The sequence below is a fragment of the Clostridium grantii DSM 8605 genome (genome assembly GCF_900129965.1).
Lineage (GTDB): Bacteria > Bacillota > Clostridia > Clostridiales > Clostridiaceae > Clostridium_AF > Clostridium_AF grantii.
This window is the reverse complement of the sequence record NZ_FQXM01000033.1, coordinates 13,690-40,154: the sequence shown is the minus strand read 5'-3', so window position 1 is coordinate 40,154 and position 26,465 is coordinate 13,690. Positions and strand designations below refer to the sequence as shown.

Genomic DNA, 26,465 nt, shown 5'->3' with positions numbered 1-26,465 from the left:
TATGATGGAGTTAGATATGGATATAGAACTAAAGAATTTGATGATGTATATGATATGATGATAAAAAGCAGAACAGAAGCTTTTGGTAAAGAAGTGAAAAGAAGAATAATGCTTGGTACTTATGCTTTATCTTCTGGATATTATGATGCTTATTATAAAAGAGCTATGAAATTAAAGAAAAAACTTAAAATGCAATTCAAAGAAGTTTTCGAGAGTTATGATTTGATATTATCACCAACATCTCCTATACTTCCGTTTAAAATAGGAGAAAAAACAGAAGATCCACTTGAAATGTATTTAGCAGATATATATACAGTTAATATAAATCTTTCAGGGGTACCAGCAGTATCTGTTCCATGTGGCAAGAGTAAAGCTGGTTTACCTATTGGACTTCAAATAATAGGACCACATTTTGGAGAAGAAAAGATATTTAGAGCAGCAAAAGCTTACGAAAAAAGTAAAGGAAGTCTAGTATAAGGAGGGTATAATGTGAGTTACGAAACTATTATAGGTTTAGAAGTACATTCAGAGCTTAAAACAAAAACAAAAATTTTCTGTAATTGTTCTACAAAATTTGGTGAGGAACCTAATGCAAATACTTGTCCTATATGCTTAGGACTTCCAGGTACACTTCCAGTTATGAATGAAGAGGTTGTTAACTTAGCTGTTAAGGCTGGAAAAGCAGTAGGATGTAGAATAAATCAATTAAATAAAATGGATAGAAAAAATTATTTTTATCCAGACCTTCCAAAGGCATATCAAATATCTCAATTTGATTTACCTATTTGTGAAGAAGGTTTAATTAAAATAGAAACTGAAGATGGAATTCGCGATGTAAGAATTAATAGAATTCATATGGAAGAAGATGCGGGTAAATTAGTGCATATGGAATATGAGCCATATACTTTAATAGATTATAATAGAGTAGGAGTTCCTTTAATTGAAATAGTTACGGAACCTGACATGAGATCTATTGAGGAAGCTATAACATTTTTTAAAACTTTAAAAGATATTTTAGAATATGCTGGAATCTCGGATTGTAAGATGGAGCAAGGATCTATTAGATGTGATGCTAATATTTCTATGAGAAAAGTGGGAGATGATAAACTTAATACAAGAGTAGAGTTAAAAAATATCAACTCTTTTAAAGAACTTCAAAAAGCATTAGAGAAAGAGCAAAAAAGACAATTAGAGTTATACACTTATGGAGAAGAACATAAAATTGTTCAAGAAACAAGACGTTGGGATAGTGGAAAAGGTAAAACTATACCAATGAGAAGCAAAGAAGAAGCTCATGATTATAGATATTTCCCAGAACCAGATGTAATTCCTATAATTGTAAGTGATGAAATAATTGCTAATGCAGAAGCGACAATGCCAGAACTTCCAGAAATTAAAAAAGCTAGATTAATGAGTGAATATGGTATAAGTAAAAAAGAAGTTGAAGTACTTGTAGCAGATAAACCATTAGTTGATTATTTTGAAGAATTAATAGCTTGTGGATGTGAATCAAAGCTTGCATGTAATTGGATATTAGGTGATGTTCTTAGAGTCTTAAAAGAAGAAAAGATTACAGCAAATGAATTTGCTATAACACCGGCAAAATTATTCAAACTTTTAGCATTAGTTTCAGAATCAAAAATAAGTACTACTGCTGCTAAAACAGTTTTTGAAGAAATGTTGAAATCTTGGAAAGAACCAGAGGAAATAGTAAAAGAAAAAGGATTATCACAAATTAGTTCTTTAGATACAATTGACCCAATAATCGAGGAAGTAATAAAGAATAATCCTAGCGTAGTTGAGCAATATAAAGAAGGTAAAACTCAGGTACAAGGATTCTTGGTTGGTCAAATAATGAAAGCTACAAAAGGTAAAGCTAATCCTAAGATGGTAGCTGAGCTATTAGTAGAAAAATTAAATAGTATTTAATTAAAACAGTTAGCCACTATCCTTCATGAGGGGATAGTGGCTGTTTTGGGGAAAATATATAATTAATGAAAAACTAGCTAAGATTAATCAATGCTTTTTCAAACAAGGATACAGCTTCATCTAATTCTTCATAATTAACGTTTAATGGAGGTAAAAATCTTAGTACATTTTTACCGGCACTTACTACTAATAATCCATTTGAAAAACATTCCTTCATAATGGCTTTAGGTTCTAAATTTAGCTCTATACCTATTAATAAACCTAGCCCTCTTACATCAACTATGACAGGGTATTTTTCCTTTAAAGCTAGTAATTTATTAGTTAAATAAGTTGATTTTTCATCTACGGAAGCTATTACTCCGTTATAGATTAATTCTTTTAATACAGTGCATGCTACAGCACAACTTAATGGATTACCTCCAAAGGTGGTGCCGTGATCTCCAGGTTGTAAAACAGAAGCTTTTTCATTGGCAAGCATTGCACCTATAGGAATTCCACCACCAAGAGCTTTAGCAAGACATACTACATCAGGTGATATTCCAAATTTTTCATAAGCAAATAAGCTACCAGTTCTACCAATTCCACATTGTACTTCATCAAATATCAATAAAGCATCATATTTTTCACAAAGATCTTTAGCTTTTTTCAAAAATTCTCTATTAGCGGATACAACACCGCCTTCGCCTTGTATAGGTTCTAAAATTATTGCGCAAATATTTTCATTAAAAACTTCCTCTAAGGCTATAGAGTCATTGAAATCTATAGATATAGTATTAGGCATTAATGGTTTAAAAGTTTCTTGATACTTTGGCTGACCTGTAACAGATAAAGCGCCCATGCTTCTTCCATGGAAAGAATTATTCATATATATAATTGTGTTTTTATTTTCATATCCTTTTGAAACGCTGTATTTCTTTGACAATTTTAAAGCGGCTTCTACAGCTTCTGTTCCGCTATTGCAGAAGAAAGCTTTGTTAAATACGCTATTTTCACATAAAATTTTTGCTAATTCTATTTGAGAGTTGGTCCAATAATAGTTTGAAACATGCAGTAATTTCTGACTTTGTTCCTGAATTGCTTTTACAATTGAAGGATGGCTATGGCCAAGACAGTTGACAGCTATTCCTGAGACAAAGTCTAAGAATACACGATTTTCTGAATCATATAATTTTGTTCCTTCGCCTTTTTCAAAAGTAACATCAAAACGTCCATAAGTTTCCATAACATAATTTTCAGTCATTCTAAGCCCTCCTATAAATCAATTATTCAAATTAGGTATAATTATACTATATAAAGGTTAAATATACAACACTTATATAAAAAAATAATAACCAATTTTTATAAAATCATAAAAATGAAAAATAAAGCTTGCATAATTATACAAAACTGTGTATAATAATAATAAAACTTTTAAGAGGTGATAATATGATAAAAGTAGGGGTTTTTGGTGCTACAGGATATGCAGGTCAACAGTTGGTGTGGTTCTTGAATAGACATAAAAATGTTGAAATAGAATTTTTATCTTCTAATACTTATGATAATGTTGAATATTCTAAAGTGTATCCCAATTTTTATAATAATATAAGCATAAATTGTATAAATATAAAAGAAGCAATAAAAAAAATACAGAGTGTAGATGTGATTTTCTTGGCTTTGCCTCATGGAAAATCTTTTGATATAGTGAAAGAAGCTGTAAAATATAAAACTAAAGTAATAGATTTAGGGGCAGATTACAGATTAAAGGACATAAATACCTACAATGAGTGGTATAAAGTTGAGCACAATGCACAGGAGTATTTAGAAGATTTCGTTTATGGACTTTGTGAAATAAAAAGAGATGAAATAAAAAATTCAAAGTTTATAGCTAATCCAGGATGCTATACAACAGCAAGTATTCTGGCGCTTTATCCATTGGTGAAAGAAAAAATCATTAAAGTTGATAGTATAATAATTGATGCAAAATCGGGGGTGTCTGGTGCTGGAAGAGCAGCAAATACGGCAGTATTATTTTCAGAATGCAATGAATCCATAAAAGCATATGGAATAGGAAGTCATAGACATACACCAGAAATAGAGCAAGAATTATCACTAGCTTCCGGAGCTGAAATAATATTAAATTTCACACCACATTTAGTTCCTATGAATAGAGGAATATTAGCAACTTGTTATGCAAATTTAAATAAGAAGTATTCTTTAGAAGAAATTAAGGAAATCTATAAGAAATACTATAAAGATGAATATTTTATAAGATTAGTGGATAATTTACCTGAAACAAGAAATGTTAAAGGAAGTAATTTTTGCGATATAGGTATTGTAGTTGATAAAAGAACAAATAGAATTATTGTAGTATCTGCTATAGATAATTTAATCAAAGGGGCAGCAGGCCAAGCGATTCAAAATATGAATATAATGATGGGTCTTAATGATAAAGAGGCAATAGATATTTTGCCTATGATGCCATAAAAGGAGGGGTAATAATTGAAAATAGTAAATGGTAATTTTTTGAATAATGTCAAAGGATATACAGCAGCAGGAGTTTGTGCAGGATTTAAGAAAAGTGGGAAAAAAGATTTAGCTTTGATATTCAGTGAATGTAGTGCAGTTTCAGCAGCAACTTTTACAACAAATAAAGCCAAAGCAGCTTGTGTTCTTATAAATATGGAGAATATAAAGAATGAAACTACTAGAGCTATAATTACAAATAGTGGGCAAGCAAATGCATGTACAGGATACCAAGGTTATGAAGATGCAGTGAATATTACAAAATTGGTTTCAAATGAATTAAATATTCAGCCACAAGAAGTTCTGCAAGCATCAACTGGTGTGATAGGAATACCAATTCCTATGGACAAAATGGAAATAGGAATAAAGAATATTTGTAGTTCTCTATCTATTGAAGGAGGGGAAGATGCTTCTAATTCAATTCTTACTACAGATACAGTAAAAAAAGTTGTCTCTGTTAATGTGGAGATAGATGGGAAAAAAGTTGGTATAAGTGGAATGGCTAAAGGCTCAGGTATGATAAATCCTAATATGGCAACTATGTTAAGTTATATTATCACTGATGCTAATATATCCAAAGATATGTTGAATAGTATTTTAAAAGAAAGTATAGAAAATTCATATAATATGATATCTGTAGATGGAGATACAAGTACAAATGATATGGTATTATCTATGGCTAATGGAATGGCAGAAAATAATTTGATAGAAAAGAAAGATGAAAAGTATTTTATTTTAAAAGAAGCTATTGATTATGTAAATACAGAATTATCAAAAAAAATAGCAAGAGATGGGGAAGGGGCAACGAAACTTTTTGAAACTATAGTAGTGGGAGCAAACACTATACTTGATGCTAAAAAGTGTGCTAAAGCTGTAGTTTCATCAAATTTAGTTAAGTGTGCTATTTTTGGAAGTGATGCTAATTGGGGTAGAGTTATTTGTGCATTAGGCTACTCAGGAGCAGATTTTGATCCTTATAAAGTGGACCTTTACTTTAAAAGCGCAAAAGGAGAAGTTCAAGTTGCAAGAGAAGGTATGCTAATAGATTATTCTGAAACTTTGGCAAAAGAAATACTAGATGAAGAGTATATAACCATTTTTGTAGATTTGAATAGTGGAGAAAGTGAAGCTACTTCTTGGGGTTGTGATCTTACTTATAAGTATGTAGAAATTAATGGTGAGTATAGAACTTGATAACAAACTAAAAGCAACGCATCTTATAAAATGCGTTGCTTTTGTTAATTTGTGCTAACTCAATTTTAAAAGTAATTGTCCTGATTTTACACTGTCTTTTTCTTTTACAAGAATTTTTTCTATTGTACCAGCAGCAGAAGCTGTAATATTTGTTTCCATTTTCATAGCTTCTATAACTAGTAAGCTATCATTTTCTTTAACTGTATCTCCTTCTTTTACTAATACTTTTAATACAGTACCAGGAATACTAGCGCCTATTTCCAATGGGTTATTTTCATTTGCATACTCTATAGCTGGGGAATCGGATGCAACTTTAGAAGTTGTATCTTTTATTTTCAATTCTCTTCTATTACCATTAACTTCAAATACCAAAGTTCTGTAACCTTGGGAATCCACTTTTCCTATTTGAAGAAGTTTTATAATTAAAGTTTTACCTTCTTTTACATTAACTTCACAAGTTTCGCCTTCGGCTAAACCATGGAAATAAATATCACTACCCATCTTGCTCAAATCACCATGTTCTTTGATATATTCTAAATACTTGCTGAACACATCAGGATATAAAGCATAACTTAAAACGTCTTTTTCATCAGCATCTAGGTTCAATTTCTCCATAAGAAGTTTCTTTATTGCTACAAAATCTTCATCAGGTAGTAATTCACCAGGACGACAAGTTATAGCCTCTTCCCCTTTAAGTACTATATTTTGAAGGTCTTTAGGAAAACCACCTTCAGGTTGACCCATCATTCCTTTAAAATAAGAAACGGCTGAATCAGGAAAAGCTAAGTCTTTTCCTTTTGAAATAATATTATCTGGGCTAAGATCATTTTGAACCATGAAAATAGCTAAATCACCAACCATTTTAGAAGAAGGAGTTACTTTTACAATATCTCCTACCATAGTATTCACGGTTCTAAACATTTCTTTAACTTCTCCGAATCTATCCCCTAAACCAAAACTTTCTACTTGAGGTTTTAGATTTGAATATTGTCCGCCAGGAATTTCATATTTATAAATTTCTGTAGTTCCTGATTTTAAATCTGATTCAAATTGTTGATAAACTGGTCTTACAGCAGCCCAGTAATCTGAAAGAGCTTGAATATTATTTAAATCTATTCCAGTTGCTCTTTGGGTATTTTCAAGAGCCGCAACTACGGAATTAAGTGCTGGTTGACTAGTTACACCTGACATACTATTAAGAGCAGTGTCAATAATATCAACTCCAGCTTCAGCAGCCATAATAACAGTAGCTACTCCATTACCAGTTGTATCATGGGTATGAAGGTGAACTGGAAGTGATGTTTCTTCCTTTAATGCTTTAACTAATTTGTAAGCAGCATAAGGTTTTAATAAAGCAGACATATCTTTTATAGCAATTATGTGTGCACCCATTTTTTCAAGTTCTTTTGCTTTATCCACATAGTATTGAAGTGAATATTTATCTCTTGTAGTATCTAGAATATCACCAGTATAACAAATACAAGCTTCTGCTACTTTGTTATTCTTTAATATTTGATCTATAGCTACTTCCATTCCTTTTAACCAGTTCAAAGAATCGAAAGTTCTAAATACATCTATTCCAGATTTTGCAGATTGATCTATGAATCTTCTAATGACATTATCAGGATAGTTTTTATATCCAACGCCATTTGCACCTCTCAATAACATTTGAAATAAAATATTAGGCATTCTTTTTCTTAATTCTTCAAGACGAGTCCATGGAGATTCATTTAAAAATCTATAAGCTACATCAAAAGTTGCTCCACCCCACATCTCTACTGAAAATAAATCTTTACCATAGTGAGAAGTTGCTTCTGCAATTTTTAACATATCCACAGTTCTAACTCTTGTAGCCATTAAAGATTGATGAGCATCACGCATAGTTGTATCTGTAAGTAAAAGATTATCTTTTTCTTTAATCCATTTAACTAAAGCTTCTGGGCCACCATTATCTAAAATTTGTTTTGTGCCACTAAGTATTTCAGTTGTGTGAATTTTAGGTACTTTTGGAATATCAAATTCTTTTTTAATTCCATGAGTTTCATTAACCACTTTTTCGCCGATATATTTTAAAACATTTAGTTCATAATCAATTTTAGCAGAAATATCAAAAAGTTCTGGGTTATCAGCAATGAAATTTGTAGCACATTCACCTTTAGCAAAAGTAGGGTGATTTAAAACATTTATTAAAAAGTCCATATTAGTTTTAACACCAGCAATTTTAAACTCTTTTAGTGCACGAAGAGCTTTGCGTGTAGCATCTTCAAAAGTTCTTGCCCAAGAAGTAGTTTTAACAAGTAAACTATCATAGTAAGGACTTATTTCTGCTCCTGTAAATCCGTTACCACCATCTAGTCTTATACCAAAACCTGAACCACTTCTATAAACATCAATTTTACCTGTATCTGGAGCAAAATGATTTGAAGGATCTTCTGTAGTTATTCTGCATTGAATAGAATAACCGTTAATTTTTACACTGTCTTGTGAAGGGATATTTACTTTATCTGAATCTAAAGCATATCCCTCAGCAATTAAAATTTGACTTTGAACGATATCTATACCAGTTACCATTTCAGAAACAGTATGCTCAACTTGAATTCTAGGGTTCATTTCTATAAAATAGTGATTTCCAGTATTATCTACTAAGAACTCTAAAGTTCCCGCACTTCTATATTTAACATGATTTGCAATTTTTAATGCATCGTCACATATTCTTTTTCTTTGCTCATCTGTAAGTGTTAAAGCAGGCGTAAATTCAATTACCTTTTGGTGTCTTCTTTGAATAGAACAATCTCTTTCATATAAATGAACGATATTTCCATATTTATCACCTAAAACTTGTATTTCTATATGTTTAGGATTTTCTAAATATTTTTCTATGAAAATACTATCTACACCAAAAGCTTTTTTTGCTTCATTTTTTGCAGATATAAATGAAGAAATAAGCTCACTTTCTCTTCTAACAATTCGCATACCTCTTCCGCCACCACCAGCAGCAGCTTTTAACATTATTGGGTAACCACAGTTGTTTGCGAATTCTATTGCTTCTTCATTTGACCCAACAGGTTTTTCTACACCAGGAATAGTAGGTACACCTACTGCATTTGCAACAATTTTAGATTTTATCTTGTCGCCTAATTGATCCATCATATTTGAATCAGGACCAATAAATTCAATTCCGGCTTCAGCACATTTTTTTGAGAATAAAGGATTTTCAGATAAAAATCCATAACCAGGATGTATTGCATCCACACCTTTATGCAAAGCAAGTTTTATAATTTCATCAATATTTAAATAAGCATCGATAGGACCTTTGTTTTTACCAATTTGATAAGCCTCATCTGCTTTTGTTCTAAATAAAGAAAATTTGTCTTCTTCTGAATATATTGCAACTGTTCTTATCCCTAATTCAGAACAAGCTCTAAAAATTCTAATTGCAATTTCCCCTCTATTTGCAACTAAAATCCTTTTAAACTTTTTAATCATTTAAATTCACCCCTTTTTAGTTTTAAAACATGAAATTTTTAAGAATTTAAAAATTCATAAATCCATTGATACAATTATATAGTAAGGTAATTGCTATTTCAATATGAATAATCTAAAAAAGCAACTTGCATAAAATAAAAATCAAATTGATAAAAAAAGCACATTTTAATAGGTTGTTTTTATTATTTTGTTATGTGATTATATTATTACCTTTATGATAAAGGGATATTCTGATTAAAGGAAGTGAATATAATGAGATATATTTTTACATGTCAATCTATATAAAGGTTTAAAAAACCTCAAAAATAACAGAGAATTTAACCTTATATCAGTTAATGACAAAAATTAATAAAATCCTTAATTGATAAATATCTTTATCTAAAGTATAATAGCTCAGTACAATATATTGTGGTTAAGGGGGAGAATGTGTGCTATATGTAGTGAAACGTGATGGCAGAGAGGTTCCTTTTCATTCGGACAAAATAATTAATGCTATAAAAGGTGCAGCAGATGAAATTGGATACAACTTGAACAATGAATATGTGGTTGAAATAACCAATAAGGTTATTGAAAGAGTGGAAGAAAAATTATTAGAAAAAATTACGGTTGAGGAAATTCAAAATATTGTTGAAGATACTTTGATGGAAAATGATTTTAAATTAATTGGGGAAACTTACTCTAATTATAGAATTGAAAGAACTAAAATAAGAGAACTAAAATCAAATTTAATGAGTGCAATTGAAAAAATTGGTGTTGAGACAGATAGAGATAATGCTAATGTGGGAAATAATTTTAGCTCAAAGCTTTTAAGAATAGCTAGTGAATCTAATAAATGGCACAATTTGGGTATGATGCCTAAACACTTAGCAAAAGCACATGAAAATGGAGATATTTATTATCATGATTTAGATAGCTACAATTTGACAACAAATTGTTTGAACATAGAAACGGGCAAAATATTAAAAAGAGGTTTTAATACTGGTTATGGAACAATAAAACCACCGAAAAGAATTGGAAGTGCAGCGGAGTTATCTTGTATTTTACTTCAAAGTTCTCAAAATGATATGTTTGGCGGACAGTCACACGTAGATTTTGAAAATGACATGGCTTATTTTGTGGAATTGACAAGAATTGAAATTGAAAATGAAGTTAAAGAATTTTTTGAATTAACTAGTGCAGATGAAAATAAGGAAGTTTTTGATAGTATAGTAGAAAAAAAATTAGAAAAAGAAGTAAGACAAGCAATGCAAGGTATTGTGTATAATTTAAATACAATGCATTCAAGAGCAGGAAGTCAAGTTCCTTTTAGTTCTATTAATATAGGAATTCCAAGAAGTGAAGAAGCTGCTATGGTATGTAGACTTTTCCTAGAAGAATATGAAAAAGGTTTAGGTAAAGAAGAACAACCTATTTTCCCGAATATAATATTTAGAGTTAAGCAAGGAGTAAATAGAGAAGAAGAAGATAAATACTATTATTTATATGAACTTGCTTGTAGAGTTGCGGCTAAAAGAATGAATCCTATGTTTATGAATTTGGATGCTGATTTTAATCTTAAAATGTATAATGAAGGTGTTGTTGCAGCTACGATGGGATGTAGAACATACATTATGGCTAATATTAATGGAGAGCCAGGCCCGGAAGGAAGAGGAAACATTGCGCCTACTACTATAAATTTACCTAGACTAGGATTACTTGCAAAAAATGATAAAGATAAATTTTTCAGGTTGTTGCAAAATAGATTAGAACTAGCAAGAGAAGCTTTGCTGCATAGATATGATGTGCTTAAGAATCTTAAAGTTAAAGATTTGCCTTTTATTGCTGGCCAAGGGCTTATGAAAGGATCTGAAAACTTAAAAGAGGACGATAGTATAGAACCTATTTTAAAGCAAGGAACATATGCAATTGGATTTATTGGTCTTGCTGAGACTTTAGCAGCATTAGTAGGTAAAAATCATGCAGAGGATGAAGAAACCTATGAATTAGGTTTGAAGATAATAGAATATATTAGAAGTTTTTGTGATGAATATAAAGAAAAAGATAGATTAAATTGGTCTTGTTATGCAACTCCGGCGGAAGGATTATCTGGTAGATTTATATTGCAAGATAGAAGTATATTTGGTGTAGTTGAGGGAGTTACAGATAAAGATTATTATACAAATAGTTATCATGTTCCCGTTGGATACCCAATATCTATAAAAGATAAAATCCAAATAGAATCAAAATTCCATTCTGTTTGTAATGCTGGACATATAACTTATATTGAAATGGATGGTTATCCTACAGGAGAAGCTGTTAAATCAATTATTGATTATGCATATAAAAATTCTAATATAAGTTACATGGGTATAAACTTTCATATGAAGTATTGTAGAGAGTGTGGAGCTCGTGTTGAAGCTCATGAGAATACTTGTCCAAAATGTGAAAGTACAAATATTCAAGGTGTTTCAAGAGTAACAGGATATCTTTCTTTGGATGAAAGATTTGGAGCAGGAAAAGTGGCAGAGAGAGCGGATAGAATTTCTCACACTGGAAAACAGGAAAATTCATATAAAATAATATAGAAATATAATAAAAGGCGGAATGTAATTCATTTCGTCTTTTGTTATAATATAAGTAGAGGTGTATGAAATGAGTAATGATAAAATGGTTAGGTTAGCTGGAATTATACATGAGAGTATGGTTAATGGTCCTGGAATAAGAAGAGTTTTATTTGCTCAAGGATGTGTGCATAATTGTGAAGCTTGTTTTAATCCAGAAACTCATTCTCTTGAGTGCGGAGAATTAAAAGATATGGATAGATTAATAGAAGATATTAATTCTAATCCAATGTTAGTAGGAGTAACATTTTCAGGAGGAGACCCCTTTGAACAACCAGAGGAGTTTGCTTATTTAGCTAAAAACATTAATAAATATGGTAAAAATATATGGTGTTACACAGGGTATACATTTGAATATATTCTTGAAAATATTGAAAAAAGATGTGGATGGAAAGATTTATTAACCAATATAGATGTGCTAATTGATGGTAAATTTATTAAGACTAAAGCAGACAATAAACTTAAATTTAAAGGGTCTAGTAATCAAAGAATTATTAATGTTCCAGAGAGTCTATCCGTAGGAAAAGTAGTTGAAATTATTTATTAGAAAATGGAAATTAAAAATTAAAATCATAGTAAAAGAAAGTATTTAAGATATAATTCTAGTAAATGAGAGCTAATTCAATATAAATGACGGTTAAAGGTCAAATTTGAATTGATATTTTGCTAAAAGTAAGGTATATTTATAAATGTGGTCGATAATTATTATTAATAAAAAACAAATATCAATTATATAATTTTTAGGAGGAATTGAATATGAAAAAGTTTATTTGTACAATTTGTGGTTATGTTTATGAAGGGGAAGAAGCACCAGAAAAATGTCCTCAATGTAATGCTCCAAGAGAAAAATTTATAGAGAAATCTGATGAAGAGTTAACTTGGGCAGATGAGCACAGAATTGGAGTTGCTAAAGATGTAGATCCTAGAGTTGTTGAAGGATTACAACAAAACTTTTTAGGAGAATGTACTGAAGTGGGTATGTACTTAGCTATGAGCAGACAAGCAGATAGAGAAGGATTCCCAGAAATAGCTGAAGCTTATAAGCGAATAGCTTTTGAAGAAGCAGATCATGCAGCAAAATTTGCTGAATTATTAGGTGAAGTTGTTACTGACAGTACTAAAAAGAATTTAGAAATGAGAGTAGATGCTGAGCATGGAGCTTGTGCTGGTAAAAAAGAATTAGCTACTCTTGCTAAGCAATTAAATTATGATGCTATTCATGATACAGTACATGAAATGTGCAAAGATGAAGCTAGACATGGTTCAGCTTTTAAAGGATTATTAAATAGATATTTTGAATAAGAAATAAAAAGCTCTTCTCTAGTGAGAAGAGCTTTTTGTAAAATAATATAGATACAGCATTGAGAAATATTGTGAAGTAATTGTTTCCACTTGACACAAGCTTTATAAATTGATAGAATTTTAACATAAGGTTCAAACTTTAAGACTATATAGTTTTGTTGTTTGTTCATACAAATAATGACCTAACAGAAAAGATGTTTCTAATCTGAAAGGAAATTAGATATACAAATTTGATAATACTTCTCTGTTTTAAGATTGGTATATATTTTTGTGTTAATTCTAACTTTCCTGAAGGAAAGTTTTTTTGTTTTGTGATTATATAGGGATTCCACTGTGAAACTAAATTATACTTGTACAAAATCTCCATGTTTCTAGGAGCCTTGGACACGTATAAATTAATAGTTGAACTGAGATACCTTTAATACTTTCTATACTAAACTAGGAGGAAAAATGAGTTTGATTAAGCAACTAATTGATAAACTGTATAATGAAAATAGCTTATCTAAAGAAGAATTATTAATATTATTAAATGATATAACTGAGGAAGAAGAAAAATATTTAGCTGAAAAATCCTTAGAAATAAAATCAAAGTACTATGGAGATACAGTTTTTATGAGGGGACTTATTGAGTTCACTAATTATTGTCAAAAGAATTGTATGTACTGTGGTATAAGAGCAGCAAATATAAATGCAGATAGATATAGATTAACCCTTGATGAAATAATGGAATGTTGTATTGAAGGAGATAGACTTGGATACAAAACTTTTGTATTGCAAGGAGGGGAAGATCCTTATTTTGATGATGATAAAATTATAGAAATTATAAAAACTATTAAAAGTAGGTTCAAGGATACTGCAATAACTTTGTCAATAGGAGAAAAAAGTTATGATTCATATAAGAAATTTTATGAAGCTGGGGCTGATAGATATTTATTAAGACATGAAACGGCTTCAAAAGAATTGTATGAGAAACTTCATCCCAACATGTCCTTTGAGAATAGAATGAGATGCCTTAAAGATTTAAAGGAAATTGGTTATCAGGTAGGAGCTGGATTTATGGTGGGCTTGCCTGGACAAAGCAATGAGGATTTTGTGGAAGATTTGATATTCTTAAAAGAACTAAAACCTCATATGATAGGAATTGGGCCTTTTATATCTCAAAAAGACACACCTCTTAATAACGAGGAAAATGGTACATTGGAGAAAACTCTAGTATTGTTATCTATAATTAGATTGATGTTACCTAATGTATTATTGCCGTCAACAACAGCATTAGGATCGCTTGATACAAAAGGAAGAGAAAAAGCATTAAAGGTTGGAGCTAATGTTGTAATGCCCAATCTTTCGCCTACAAGTGTGAGGGAAAAATATGCTTTATACGATGGTAAGATATGTACCGGAGATGAAGCGGCGCATTGTAGAAATTGTATTGAAGGAAGAATAAAGGGTGCAGGTTTTTCTGTTGATATGTCAAGAGGAGATAATATAAATTGGAGGAGGAAATAAACATGTTTATAGATCATAATTATATTGAGGAACTACTAGAAAAAGCAAAAAGTGCTACTAAAGAAGATGTACAAAGAGTATTAAATAAAGCAAAAGAAAGAAAAGGTTTATCTAATGAGGAAGTTTCAATACTTCTTCAAATAACAGATAAAGAACAAACAAAAGAAATGTTTAATATAGCAGGTGAAATTAAAAGAAGTATTTATGGTAATCGAGTAGTGGTGTTTGCACCTCTTTATGTAAGCGACTATTGTGTTAATAACTGTAAGTATTGTGGATATAAAAAAGAAAATGAATTTCCAAGAAGAAGATTAACAAGAAAAGAAATTCAAGAAGAAGTAAAATTATTGGAAAAAATGGGTCATAAAAGATTGGCATTTGAAGCAGGGGAAGATCCAGTAAACTGTGATATGGATTATATTTTAGATGCTATAGATGCGGTGTACTCTACTGAAAATGAAAATGGTGTAATCAGAAGAATAAATGTTAATATTGCGGCTACAACGGTTGAAAATTATAAAAAGTTAAAAGAAGCTAAGATTGGAACATATATTTTATTCCAAGAAACTTATCATAAACCTACGTATGAGGAGCAACATCCTAAATCAATAAAAGGAAACTATGAATATCATTTGACTGCTTTTGATAGAGCTATGGAAGCGGGAATAGATGATGTAGGTGGGGGAGTTTTATTTGGTTTGGCAGAAGCTAAGTTTGAGGTTATGGCACTTATGATGCATAATGCTCATTTGGAAAAAGAGCATGGTGTTGGATTCCATACTATTTCAGTTCCTAGATTAAAAAAGGCTGAAGGAATGGATTTAGATATGTTCCCTCATATAATAGATGACGAAATGTTTAAGAAAATAGTTACAATTATTAGGCTCGCAGTTCCTTATGTTGGAATAATTCTTTCAACGAGAGAAACAGCTGAAATCAGAAAAGAATTATTGCAGCATGGTGTTTCTCAAATAAGTGCTGGTTCTTGTACAGGTGTTGGTGGATACAAAGAACAAGAAATGATGGTTAAAAAAGTAGACCAATTTATAGTTTCTGATGAAAGAACTCCTTTAGATATATTAAAAGAATTGATAGATGATGGACATGTACCTAGTTATTGTACAGCTTGTTATAGAAAAGGTAGAACAGGTGACAGATTTATGAGTTTAGCAAAATCAGGTCAAATCCAGAATGTTTGTCACCCTAATGCTCTTATGACTTTAATGGAATTTGCTTTAGATTATGGTGATGATGAGATTTATAACAAAGCAGAAACAATGATAAAAAAAGAAGTTGAAAAAATACAAAGAGAAGATATAAGAAATCTTGTAAAAGATAATTTAGAAAAATTAAAACAAGGGGAAAGAGACCTATATATCTAATTCAAAAGGCTGTATTCTTATATATGAATATAGCCTTTGATATTTTAGAGGAAGGGTCGATGTAACTCATAAATTAATATAATTTATGAAAACTAAACACTAAACGCTTTCATTTTTACAAGGCTGTGATATAATTGCATTATATGTATTTCTTTATTTTATAAATAATAAATAGGTGTTATAAATACTGAAATATGAGGATATAATTACAAAAGAGTGAAAAAGCTATTATTAGCTTAAGGGGGATATCAGTGGAAGATAATAAGTTTCAAGATAGGTTTAATTATATATTCAATAAAATAATAAAAGCTGCGATTATTTTTATATTTTTATTAATTTTGATTCTAAATAAGGTACTTACAAAAGAAATATTTTTGATTTTTAAACCCCTTTTAATAGCATTTGCTATAGCATACTTATTGGACTCGGCGGTGAGATTTTTCGTAAATAAATTTTCGTTGAGTAGGAATTTGTCCATAACAATAGTGGTTTTATTAATATTACTGATAGTAATATTAATAGGTGCTATAGGTATACCAGCATTAGTTACAAGTTCAAGAGAATTATTAAAAGATATGCCAGAAAATATAAATGTCCAATTTAATCTTCTTAATAAAAGTTTGGCGAAAATAGATAATAGATACTTAATTGAGATAAATAATTATATAAATGAATCTATAGTAAAAATATTATCTACAATAGCTAGTGCTTCAAGTAGTATATTGGAAATGATTGTGGTGAATGCTTTTAGAATTACATCATCATTATTTAATGTTGTAGTTAGTTTTGTAATTGCTATATATATGCTTATAGATAAAAATGATTTAAAAGCTAGGATAAAAAGAATTGTTTATGCTTTTTTTAATGAAGATAGAGCAGATTATATTGTTAAAATTGGAAATTTGAGCAATGAAATTTTCTCTAGTTTTTTTATAGGAAAGTTGATAGATTCTTTTATTATAGGAATGCTTTGTTGGGTAATGCTTATGTTTATGAATGTTGCTTATTCGCCTATAATTGCATTTATAATTGGAGTCACAAATATGATACCTTATTTTGGCCCTATGATTGGTGTTGTTCCAGCTACTTTGATTGTTTTATTACAAAGTCCCATATTGGCTGTTTGGGTATTAATTTCAATAATAATACTTCAGCAGTTCGATGGATTAGTCTTAGGTCCGTACATTTTAGGGGATAGCATCGGAGTGGGTGCCTTTTGGATAATTGTAGGAGTTACTGTTGGTGGAATAATGTTTGGTTTAGTAGGAATGCTTATAGGAGTGCCGTTGCTAGTTTTATTAAAAAACATAATAGAGGAAATGGTAGCAACTTATTTGGACAAAAAGGGGTTATTGGAAATGGAAGTTGAAAACCTTAGAATTCCTGATATTAATAAAGAATCATTTTTAAAAAAAATAAGAACTCCTAGAAAAAAGAAAAATAAATAACAAAACTTGTAAAAAAAATTAAAAAATGCTATAATATTTTTATTTAACTAGTATTAGAATAAATTTATGGGTTGGAATCCTTATTTGATATAATAATTTCTATTCTAAAAAGTTATAGTATAAAACATAGAACTTTTGCAACTTAATTCTTATAAATACTAAGATTCCTAAAGGAAGGAAAAGTAAAATGGAAAACAAGTATGCTAATGGAAAGAATATAGTTTTTTATTATGGGAGCACAGAGCATCTTTTGGTTAATTTGGTTTGTTACATAAAAGAAGCTTATGGTAAAAATAATAGGATATTAGTTTTTTTAGAGGAAAAGCTTTTTGAAAAACTAGAGGATGTTTGTCGTCAAATTATTGGCCATGATTTTTTCTTGGAGCAAATTAATTTTCCTAAATTATTAACTTTAGACAATTTTTATGAAGAACAGGTTTCTTATAAAAAATACATAGATAATGATGAAAAAATTATTGAAAAACAATATGAGGGGATACAAATTATTCAACAAGTTTCCCAAACTGTTAAAACTATTTCTAAAAATACATATATAAATAATATCAATGGTATAAATAATTTTATTAAAAAAGATAATATTGATGTCTTGAGCTTATATGATTTTGATGATTACATAAATGAAGGTATTTTAATAGATGAAGAAATAATTAAAAATGCAAGAATAAAGCATAATTTTACTCTTACTAATTTTGAAATTGTAGAAACTAATAGTTTAATGGTAAAATAAAAAACTTGGTTTACTTTTGTAAACCAAGTTTTTTATTTTTTAAAAACTAGTTTTTTTAATAACTCTTCAGCTTCGATTTTTGAGTTTGCAGGTGCTATTGCATAATAGATATCTTTATACTTATCATTTAGATCATCAGCATTTATCCATACTTGACTTAAATCTTTTGAAATTTTTATACTTCCAACCAAGTTATCAGATGAATTGAAAGAACTATCAATTGAAATATATCCCAAGTAATCTTTGGTAGAAGTTTGGTTTAATACTACTTGGTAAGTATATTCATCTACTGATATAAAAGCTTCGATACTGTCTGAATTAATAATTTTTTTGTATAAAATCCCAGTAATACTAATTTTACTTTTTACTTCTAAATCAGTATTTTCAGACAAAATTAAAGCATCATAAGATCTATAAATATCTTTAGGAGTCAAATAAATATAACAACACAGACTAAAAAAAACAATGAAGAGTAATGAGAGGATTACTTTTTTATTCATTAATACACCCCGATTTTAAAACATTTTATGGCTATGAATTTACCCTACAATTATATTATACTTGTAAAAGCTTTATGGTTCAATTGATTTATATGTTGAAATTGTTAAAAAAAAGGAGTATTATTTAGTTAAAGTCAAAGAAAGTCAAAGTCAGAAAGGGTGTTTAGTATGGCTAGGCTATCAGATATAATAGAAGTTTTTATAAAAACAATGATAGAAAAAGATGATAATAACAATAGCGTTATAGAAATTAAAAGAAATGAATTGGCCAATCAATTTAGTTGCGCACCATCTCAAATAAATTATGTATTAACTACTAGATTTTCTTCAGATAAGGGGTATCATGTGGAAAGTAAAAGAGGTGGGGGTGGCTATATAAAGATCAGTAAAATTCAATATGAAAAAGATGGACCACTTATGGAAGTCATAAAAGAAAAAATAGGGAATAGAATTACTTATAATTCATCTAAAAAGATTATTGATAGTTTATTTGAAAATGGAATCATTACTGAAAAAGAAGGATATATTATGAAATCAGCTATAAATGATAGATGTTTAACATTATTCATTGGGGATATAAATGAAATTAGGGCAAAAATACTAAAGTCAATGATAGCAACTGGTGTTTTTAGATAGATATAATTAATAGAGGTGATTTAAATGATTTGTGAAGTTTGTAGCAAAAATGAAGCGTCAATTCATGTAACAAAAATAGTTAATGGGAATAAAGAAGAACTTAATATTTGTCCAATATGTGCAGAAAAAATTGGAGGATTAAATATGTTTCCAGATGTTAATGCTATTTCGACATTATCTTTTCAAAATATGATAAGTGGATTGATGGATTATGTTTATTCTAATACTCAAAAAAATGATAAAGTTGATTTGGTTTGTAAAAATTGTGGAAGGTATTATATAGAATTTAAAGAAAAAGGATTACTAGGATGTAGCTATTGCTATGAAAATTTCAGTGAAACTTTATCTCCTTTAATAAAAGGAATACAAGGTAATTCTAAACATTGCGGTAAAATACCTAAAAGGTCAGAAACTAAAATTTTGAGAAACAGGTTAATTTTACAATTGAAAGAAGATTTGCAAAGAAGCATAATAATAGAAAAATATGAAGAAGCGGCTATTATTAGAGATAAAATCAGGGATATAGAGAATAATCAACAGTTTGAGGTGGAGTAAATGCAAAATTGGATCAATACACAAAGTGATAATATTGTGCTTAGTAGTAGGATAAGGCTAGCTAGAAATTTGAAAGGAATACCTTTCCCAAATATGCTCAAGGAAGAAAAAGGGAAAGATATTGTTGCAAAAATAGAAGAAGCTTTTTATAATAATATTACGGAAAAAAAATACTTAACTTATTATTTATGGCATAATAATGATCTTATGAATACAGCTTTTTTAGAAAAACATTTGATAAGTAATAATTTGCTAAAAAACAAGGAAATGGCTGCGTTTATTATGGATGATTTAGAAACTATGAGTATAATGATTAATGAAGAAGATCATATTAGATTGCAGAGTATTACTTCGGGTTTAAACTTAGAAGAGGCTTATAATTATATAGATAAAATTGATGATTTCTTAGAAGAAAATTTAGACTATGCTTTTTCAGAGGAATTGGGATATATAACTAGTTGCCCAAGCAATTTAGGCACTGGAATGAGGGCTTCTGTTATGATTCATCTACCAACATTAACTATGACTAATGAAATATCTGGAGTTATAAATGATTTAAATCAAATGGGTATGACAATTAGAGGATTATACGGAGAAGGTTCTAAACCTTTTGGAAATTTATACCAAGTATCTAATCAAATCACGCTTGGATTAAAAGAAGATGAAATAATTTCTAAGTTGACGGCTGTAATAAATGGCATTATAAATAGAGAAATAGTTTGCCGTAAAAAATTATTAAAAAATAAGCAAAATGAGTTAAAAGATAAAGTTTATAGGTCTATAGGCATACTAAAATCAGCAATTCTCTTAAAAGAAGATGAATGTTTAAATATGTTATCTGATGTAAGAATGGGAGTAGAAATGGGCATAATTAATGATATAAGTATAGTTAAATTAAACAAGTTAGCTATTGATACTCAATGGGCTATAATGCAATCAAATAATGATATTATAAAGAATAAAAATCAAGTGAGTAATGAAGAGCTTAGGTTAATAAGAGCAAAATTGGTTAAAGATAGTTTAAACAGTAATGATAATTAGGAGGTGTATATTATGATGTTTGGCAGATTTACGGAGAGAGCTCAGAAGGTTCTTCTATATGCTCAACAAGAAGCTCAAAGTTTTAAACATGGATATGTAGGAACAGAACATATTTTATTGGGCATATTAAAGGAAGAAGGTATTGGTAAAAAAATATTAGAGGATTTAAATATTAACCAAGAAAATGTAAAAAATTTAATAAATGAATACGAGGGCAAAGGTGATGTTAATCTATATAAAAATGAAATTCCTTTAACCCCTAGAACAAAAAGATTGCTTGAATTAAGTTGGATGGAAGCTAGAAATTTGAATCATAATTATATCACACCAGAACACATACTTTTAGCAATGATAAGAGAATCAGAAGGTGTTGCTTATACAATACTAAGCAACTTAGGTGGAGACTTCGATAAAATAGAAAAACAATTATTAGCTACTATCAATGGGGAAGATATATCAGAGGTGGCTCCTTTAAAAAATAAGAGAGTTACTAATACACCTTCGTTAGATAAATTTGGAAGGGATTTAACTGAGTATGCAGAAGAACAAAAGTTAGACCCTGTTATAGGTAGAGAAAAAGAAACTCAAAGAGTGCTTGAAATACTTTGCAGAAGAATTAAAAACAATCCATGTTTAATTGGAGACCCTGGGGTAGGTAAAACAGCTATTGCAGAAGGATTAGCACAAAGAATTGCTAGTGGGAATGTACCGGAGATATTAAAGGATAAAAGGGTTGTTACTTTAGATATTTCGTCTATGGTAGCTGGATCTAAATATAGAGGCGAATTTGAAGATAGAATGAAGACTGTGATGGAAGAAATCAGAAATGATGGTAATGTGCTATTGTTTATTGACGAAATGCATACAATTATCGGTGCTGGAGGAGCAGAAGGAGCTATAGATGCTTCAAATATCTTAAAACCTGCATTAGCAAGAGGCGAAATACAATGTATTGGAGCTACAACAATTGAAGAGTATAGAAAACATATAGAAAAAGATGCTGCTTTAGAAAGAAGGTTTCAACCGGTAGTGGTAGGGGAACCTAGTAAAGAGGAATCTATACTTATATTGAAAGGTTTAAGAGACAAGTATGAAGCACATCATGGAGTAAAAATAACAGATGAGGCTATAATGGCAGCTGTTGAGTTATCGGATAGATATATAAATGATAGATTTTTACCAGACAAAGCTATTGATCTTATTGATGAAGCAGGTGCTAAAGTAAGGATTCAAAATTTAACGGCACCTCCTGTATTGAAAAATTTAGAAGCAGAGCTTGAAAAAGTTAAAAAAGAAAAAGAAGATGCTATAAATGTTCAGGATTTTGAAAAAGCAGCAAGTTTAAGAGATAGCGAAAAGGATATAAAAAGTAAATTAGAGGATTCTAAAAATAATTGGAAAAAGAAAAATGGAGGAACTACTCAAACAGTTTCAGAAGAACAAATAGCAGAGGTTGTGGCTAAATGGACAAATGTTCCTGTAGAAAGATTGACACAATCAGAATCAGAAAAACTATTAAGATTAGAAGAAATTCTTCACAATAGAGTGATTGGACAGAATGAAGCTGTTATTGCTATTTCAAGAGCTGTTAGAAGGGCAAGGGTTGGATTAAAAGCACCTGGGCGACCAATAGGATCTTTTATATTTTTAGGGCCTACAGGGGTTGGGAAAACTGAATTATCAAAAGCTTTAGCAGAAGCAATGTTTGGAGACGAAAGTAATATTATTAGAATAGATATGTCGGAGTATATGGAGAAACATGCAGTATCAAGATTAATAGGTTCTCCACCTGGGTATGTTGGTTTTGATGATGGAGGTCAATTGACAGAGAAAGTTAGAAGAAAGCCTTATTCTGTTATTTTATTTGATGAAATTGAAAAAGCACATCCAGAAGTTTTTAATATTCTTCTTCAAATTCTTGAAGATGGAAGATTAACAGATGGTAAAGGAAAAACAATTAATTTTAAAAATACAATAATAATAATGACTTCTAATGTTGGTGCGTCTACTTTGAAAAAACAGAAAACACTTGGTTTCTCAGTTTCTGATGGATTTGACCAAAGTGAGTATGAAAAAATGAAAGAAACTATGATGGAAGATTTAAAAAAATCTTTTAAACCTGAATTTTTAAATAGAATAGATGAAATCATTGTTTTTCATTCACTTGTAGAAAAAGATTTACAAATGATAGTAAAGCTTATGCTAAAAGAAGTTTCGGGGAGATTAGAACAGCACAATATAGAAATTGCATTTGATGAAAGTGCGGAAAAATTACTTACTAAAGTGGGTATCGATTTAGTTTATGGAGCAAGACCTTTAAGAAGAACCATTACAAAAACTGTAGAGGATAAATTATCAGAAGAAATACTTAAAGGAACAGTGGTTAAAGGTGATAAACTTATCGCAACTGTTAATGATAAAGAGTTAGTTTTTAATAAAATGTAAAAAAAATTAAGAATCAGTAGATTTCCTGCTGATTTTTTTTAATTAATATTATAGAAATAACTTGAAAAATTAGGGAGTATTAATTAAACTGTATAGTGAGATTTAGTGAAATAAAAAAATTGGAGTGATAACATGGCAAAAGATAAAACAGTTTTTGTTTGTCAAAATTGTGGGTACGATGCACCAAAATCTTTTGGTAAATGTCCAACATGCAACCAATGGAACACTGCTGTTGAGGAAATGTTGATAAAAGAAATTAAAATGAAAAAAAGTACAGGTTTAAGTAGTAATAGCATACCTCAAAGCATTACAGAAATTGTTTCAGGGGCATATCAAAGATATGATACAGGAATTGGTGAATTAAATAGAGTGTTAGGTGGAGGAATAGTTAAAGGGTCATTAACTCTTATTTCTGGAGCTCCTGGAATTGGAAAATCAACACTTTTGCTGCAAACAGCTGATTATATTTCAAAAAAGCTAGGTAAAGTATTGTATGTTTCAGGAGAAGAATCTAGTGAACAAATAAAAATAAGAGGAGATAGGATAGGTAGTTTATCTCCAAACCTATATATACTATCTGAAACAAATTTAGAAAGAATTGAAGAACATTTAACAGATATAAAACCAGTGTTTATTATTATAGATTCAATACAAACATTGTTTAAAGCTTCAATAACCTCAGCACCGGGAAGTGTGTCTCAAGTTAGAGAATGCGCAAATGAATTAATGAGGATTGCTAAGGTCAATAACATTCCATTTTTTATAGTTGCTCATGTAACAAAACATGGTGAGCTTGCAGGGCCAAGAGTTTTAGAACACATGGTAGATACTGTTCTTTCCTTCGAAGGAGAAAGAACACAGGAATTTAGAATCCTTAGAACAATGAAGAATAGATTTGGAACTACTAGTGAAATCGGAGTTTTTGAAATGCAACAACAAGGACTTAAAGAAATTACAAATCCTTCACAAGTTTTTTTAGAAGATTCAAATTACAATAGTGAAGGATCTGTTGCTATAGGATTAATGGAAGGGAGTAGACCAATTTTAGTAGAAATACAAGCGTTGGTTAGTAAAACAAATCTTCCTATGCCTAGGAGAACGGCTGTTGGAATAGATAATGCTAGATTGAATTTGATTTTAGCGGTTTTAGAGAAAAAATTAGGAGCACCATTTTTTCTTTATGATGTATATGTCAATGTAGTAGGTGGTCTTAGTATGGATGGAACTTATGGAGATTTGGGCTTAGCTTTAGCTTTGTATTCTAGCTTAAAAGGAAAAAGTTTTAAATTGAATAAGACTTTAGTGGTTGGGGAGATAGGTCTTATAGGAGAAGTTAGACCTATATCTTTTAGTGATAGATTGGTAAGCGAAGGAACAAAAATGGGATTTGAAAATTTTATTATTCCCAATAGAAACAAGGATAAAATGCAAAATAATAAAAGTAATATAATAGGAGTAGATACCTTAATGGATGCTGTGAAAAGTGTATTTTAAAAGTGTATTTACGGGAGGAATAAATTGAGAATAGAAAAAGATAAAAAGTTAATGGAAATTTTAAAGCAACTATCACCAGGTACTTCGCTGAGAGAAGGTCTTGAAAACATATTAAGAGCTAAAACGGGAGCACTTATTGTTATTGGTGATACTGATGAGGTATTAAAACTTGTAGATGGAGGGTTTAATATTAATTCTGTATATAGCCCATCATATATATATGAACTGGCTAAAATGGATGGGGCTATAGTTATAAGTAGTGATGCAAAAAAAATTCTTTTTGCAAATACTCAATTAATAACAGATTTTACCATACCCACATATGAAACTGGAACTAGGCATAGAACTGCTCATAGGGTGTCAAAACAAACAGGGTGTGTGGTTATAGCTATTTCACAAAGAAGAAATATGATTTCGGTTTATAGTAAAGCGGTTAAGTATGTTTTAAGGGATAGTAATGTGGTTTTGGCAAGGGCAAATCAAGCATTACAAACACTAGAAAAATATGCTGTGGTTCTAGATAAGGTAATGGGAAATTTAAATTTATTAGAATTTCAAGATTTAGTTACTTTATTTGATGTGATTACTGCTATACAAAGAACTGAAATGTTGATGAGGATTGTAGACGAAATTGAAAAACATATTTGCGAATTAGGAAATGAAGGTAGATTGATATCTATGCAGATGAGTGAATTGATTAGAACTGTTGAAGAGGATGGAATTTTATTAATAAGGGATTATCACAAAGATAATTTAGAAAGTGATAAAATATATGAACATATTCAGAAAATGAGTTCGGAAGAATTGTTAGATTTAGATAATATATCTAAGCATTTAGGATATCTAGGAGTGCCTTTAGTGGACACATTGATATCACCAAGGGGATATAGGATGTTAACTAAAATTCCTAGGATACCAACAAATGTTATAGAAAATTTAATAGAAAATTTCAATAAATTAACCACAATAATGGATGCTTCATGTGAAGAACTAGACCAAGTAGAAGGTATTGGGGAAGCAAGAGCGAAAGCTATAAGAAATGGATTGAGAAGATTAAGAGAGCAGATAATGATAGATAAACAAGTATAGCACAAAATAAAAGGTTTATTTTGTGCTATACTTGGTTAATATATAATGTGGTTACTTCATTGAGTATTTTCCAAGTGTTGCAATTTGATTATACTCTTTTAAAAGAATATCATATAAATTTAAATCTAATAAGTTGCAAAGTGATGCAAGATAAAATAAATCATTGCCAATTTCATCTTCAATATTTTCTCTGCACTCATCGCACAATTTACCTTTTAAGTGAGTATCGAAATATTTATTATAGTCATCAGCCTGGGGTTCTTTATTTTCAGGTATATGTTGTTTTGTAGCTTTTATTTCAATGCAACCACAGTTTGTAACAGATTTTGCTAAAGATCTATTGATTTTAGCTTGGGATTCTTCAAGTTTGGTCATTATATCTAAAAGGCTTTTATGGCGTAATAAACTATCACTTACTGCATTTTGGTAATGGTCAAATATGACGTCTTTCATAGGAACAACTCCTTATTTAATGAATATTTAATAGCTACTTCAATTATAAATATCAAAGGATTAATTTGTCAAATAGTTAATATTTATTGGGAAACTTAATTATGAAGAAATTTCATTATGATGTAATTGTTTGTACAATTATTATAATAAATCAA

At 29.8% G+C, this 26,465-nt stretch carries 21 protein-coding genes; 17 read left to right on the top strand and 4 right to left on the bottom strand.

All coding sequences use genetic code 11. From position 1 onward, the window contains the following. Both BUB83_RS18810 and gatB read left to right on the top strand, forming a co-directional pair. Positions 1-477: amidase family protein (locus BUB83_RS18810; RefSeq protein ID WP_242950718.1), on the top strand; the 477-nt coding region annotated here is incomplete at its 5' end. 12 nt (positions 478-489) lie between these two features. Then, positions 490-1,929 (top strand): Asp-tRNA(Asn)/Glu-tRNA(Gln) amidotransferase subunit GatB, encoded by a 1,440-nt coding sequence (gene gatB, locus BUB83_RS18805; RefSeq protein WP_073340667.1) that lies wholly within the window; start codon positions 490-492, stop codon positions 1,927-1,929. 73 nt (positions 1,930-2,002) lie between these two features. On the opposite strand, the gene BUB83_RS18800 is transcribed toward gatB, so the two are convergent. After that, the gene (locus BUB83_RS18800; protein WP_073340666.1) at positions 2,003-3,169 is read right to left on the bottom strand and encodes an aspartate aminotransferase family protein; all 1,167 of its coding nucleotides are present in this window, start codon (positions 3,167-3,169) and stop codon (positions 2,003-2,005) included. 185 nt (positions 3,170-3,354) lie between these two features. Here BUB83_RS18800 and argC point away from each other — a divergent pair, with 185 nt between their 5' ends. Both argC and argJ read left to right on the top strand, forming a co-directional pair. Beyond that, the gene (argC, locus tag BUB83_RS18795; protein WP_073340665.1) at positions 3,355-4,392 is read left to right on the top strand and encodes an N-acetyl-gamma-glutamyl-phosphate reductase; all 1,038 of its coding nucleotides are present in this window, start codon (positions 3,355-3,357) and stop codon (positions 4,390-4,392) included. Positions 4,393-4,407: 15 nt separating this feature from the next. Then, positions 4,408-5,625 carry a bifunctional glutamate N-acetyltransferase/amino-acid acetyltransferase ArgJ gene (gene argJ / locus BUB83_RS18790; RefSeq protein ID WP_073340664.1) on the top strand — a complete coding sequence of 406 codons (1,218 nt, stop codon included), beginning with the start codon at positions 4,408-4,410 and terminating at the stop codon, positions 5,623-5,625. Between the two features lie 54 nt (positions 5,626-5,679). On the opposite strand, the gene BUB83_RS18785 is transcribed toward argJ, so the two are convergent. Further along, positions 5,680-9,111, bottom strand: a complete 3,432-nt coding sequence (locus BUB83_RS18785) for a pyruvate carboxylase (RefSeq protein ID WP_073340663.1) — start codon at positions 9,109-9,111, stop codon at positions 5,680-5,682. A gap of 428 nt (positions 9,112-9,539) precedes the next feature. On the opposite strand from BUB83_RS18785, the gene nrdD reads away from it, so the two are divergent. From nrdD to BUB83_RS18750, 7 genes are all read left to right on the top strand, one after another. Continuing rightward, complete coding sequence (nrdD, locus tag BUB83_RS18780; protein WP_073340662.1) at positions 9,540-11,675, top strand: anaerobic ribonucleoside-triphosphate reductase; 2,136 nt, start codon at positions 9,540-9,542, stop codon at positions 11,673-11,675. 67 nt (positions 11,676-11,742) lie between these two features. Beyond that, complete coding sequence (nrdG, locus tag BUB83_RS18775; protein ID WP_073340661.1) at positions 11,743-12,258, top strand: anaerobic ribonucleoside-triphosphate reductase activating protein; 516 nt, start codon at positions 11,743-11,745, stop codon at positions 12,256-12,258. 209 nt (positions 12,259-12,467) lie between these two features. Then, a complete protein-coding gene (locus tag BUB83_RS18770) occupies positions 12,468-13,013 on the top strand; it encodes an NADH peroxidase (protein WP_073340660.1) in 546 nt (181 codons plus the stop codon). A 459-nt stretch (positions 13,014-13,472) separates the two neighbouring features. Beyond that, a complete protein-coding gene (gene hydE / locus BUB83_RS18765) occupies positions 13,473-14,519 on the top strand; it encodes a [FeFe] hydrogenase H-cluster radical SAM maturase HydE (RefSeq protein ID WP_073340668.1) in 1,047 nt (348 codons plus the stop codon). A gap of 2 nt (positions 14,520-14,521) precedes the next feature. After that, positions 14,522-15,901 (top strand): [FeFe] hydrogenase H-cluster radical SAM maturase HydG, encoded by a 1,380-nt coding sequence (hydG, locus tag BUB83_RS18760; protein WP_073340659.1) that lies wholly within the window; start codon positions 14,522-14,524, stop codon positions 15,899-15,901. Positions 15,902-16,152: 251 nt separating this feature from the next. Next, the gene (locus BUB83_RS18755; protein ID WP_073340658.1) at positions 16,153-17,349 is read left to right on the top strand and encodes an AI-2E family transporter; all 1,197 of its coding nucleotides are present in this window, start codon (positions 16,153-16,155) and stop codon (positions 17,347-17,349) included. Positions 17,350-17,536: 187 nt separating this feature from the next. Continuing rightward, the gene (locus tag BUB83_RS18750) at positions 17,537-18,097 is read left to right on the top strand and encodes an MEDS domain-containing protein (protein WP_073340657.1); all 561 of its coding nucleotides are present in this window, start codon (positions 17,537-17,539) and stop codon (positions 18,095-18,097) included. A gap of 32 nt (positions 18,098-18,129) precedes the next feature. Here BUB83_RS18750 and BUB83_RS18745 read toward each other — a convergent pair whose 3' ends face one another. Continuing rightward, entirely contained in the window at positions 18,130-18,597 is a 468-nt protein-coding gene (locus BUB83_RS18745) for a hypothetical protein (RefSeq protein WP_073340656.1), read from the bottom strand. Positions 18,598-18,765: 168 nt separating this feature from the next. Here BUB83_RS18745 and BUB83_RS18740 point away from each other — a divergent pair, with 168 nt between their 5' ends. The 6 genes from BUB83_RS18740 to disA all read left to right on the top strand — a co-directional run bounded on the left by BUB83_RS18740 (position 18,766) and on the right by disA (position 25,857). After that, positions 18,766-19,233, top strand: a complete 468-nt coding sequence (locus BUB83_RS18740; RefSeq protein WP_073340655.1) for a CtsR family transcriptional regulator — start codon at positions 18,766-18,768, stop codon at positions 19,231-19,233. A gap of 24 nt (positions 19,234-19,257) precedes the next feature. Beyond that, positions 19,258-19,788, top strand: a complete 531-nt coding sequence (locus tag BUB83_RS18735; protein ID WP_073340654.1) for an excinuclease — start codon at positions 19,258-19,260, stop codon at positions 19,786-19,788. Further along, a complete protein-coding gene (locus BUB83_RS18730) occupies positions 19,789-20,829 on the top strand; it encodes a protein arginine kinase (RefSeq protein ID WP_073340653.1) in 1,041 nt (346 codons plus the stop codon). A 12-nt stretch (positions 20,830-20,841) separates the two neighbouring features. Then, entirely contained in the window at positions 20,842-23,274 is a 2,433-nt protein-coding gene (locus BUB83_RS18725) for an ATP-dependent Clp protease ATP-binding subunit (protein ID WP_073340652.1), read from the top strand. Between the two features lie 132 nt (positions 23,275-23,406). Then, the gene (radA, locus tag BUB83_RS18720) at positions 23,407-24,768 is read left to right on the top strand and encodes a DNA repair protein RadA (protein ID WP_073340651.1); all 1,362 of its coding nucleotides are present in this window, start codon (positions 23,407-23,409) and stop codon (positions 24,766-24,768) included. 24 nt (positions 24,769-24,792) lie between these two features. Further along, complete coding sequence (disA, locus tag BUB83_RS18715) at positions 24,793-25,857, top strand: DNA integrity scanning diadenylate cyclase DisA (RefSeq protein ID WP_073340650.1); 1,065 nt, start codon at positions 24,793-24,795, stop codon at positions 25,855-25,857. Between the two features lie 51 nt (positions 25,858-25,908). Here disA and BUB83_RS18710 read toward each other — a convergent pair whose 3' ends face one another. Continuing rightward, positions 25,909-26,310, bottom strand: a complete 402-nt coding sequence (locus BUB83_RS18710; RefSeq protein WP_073340649.1) for a nucleoside triphosphate pyrophosphohydrolase family protein — start codon at positions 26,308-26,310, stop codon at positions 25,909-25,911. Positions 26,311-26,465: the final 155 nt, after the last annotated feature.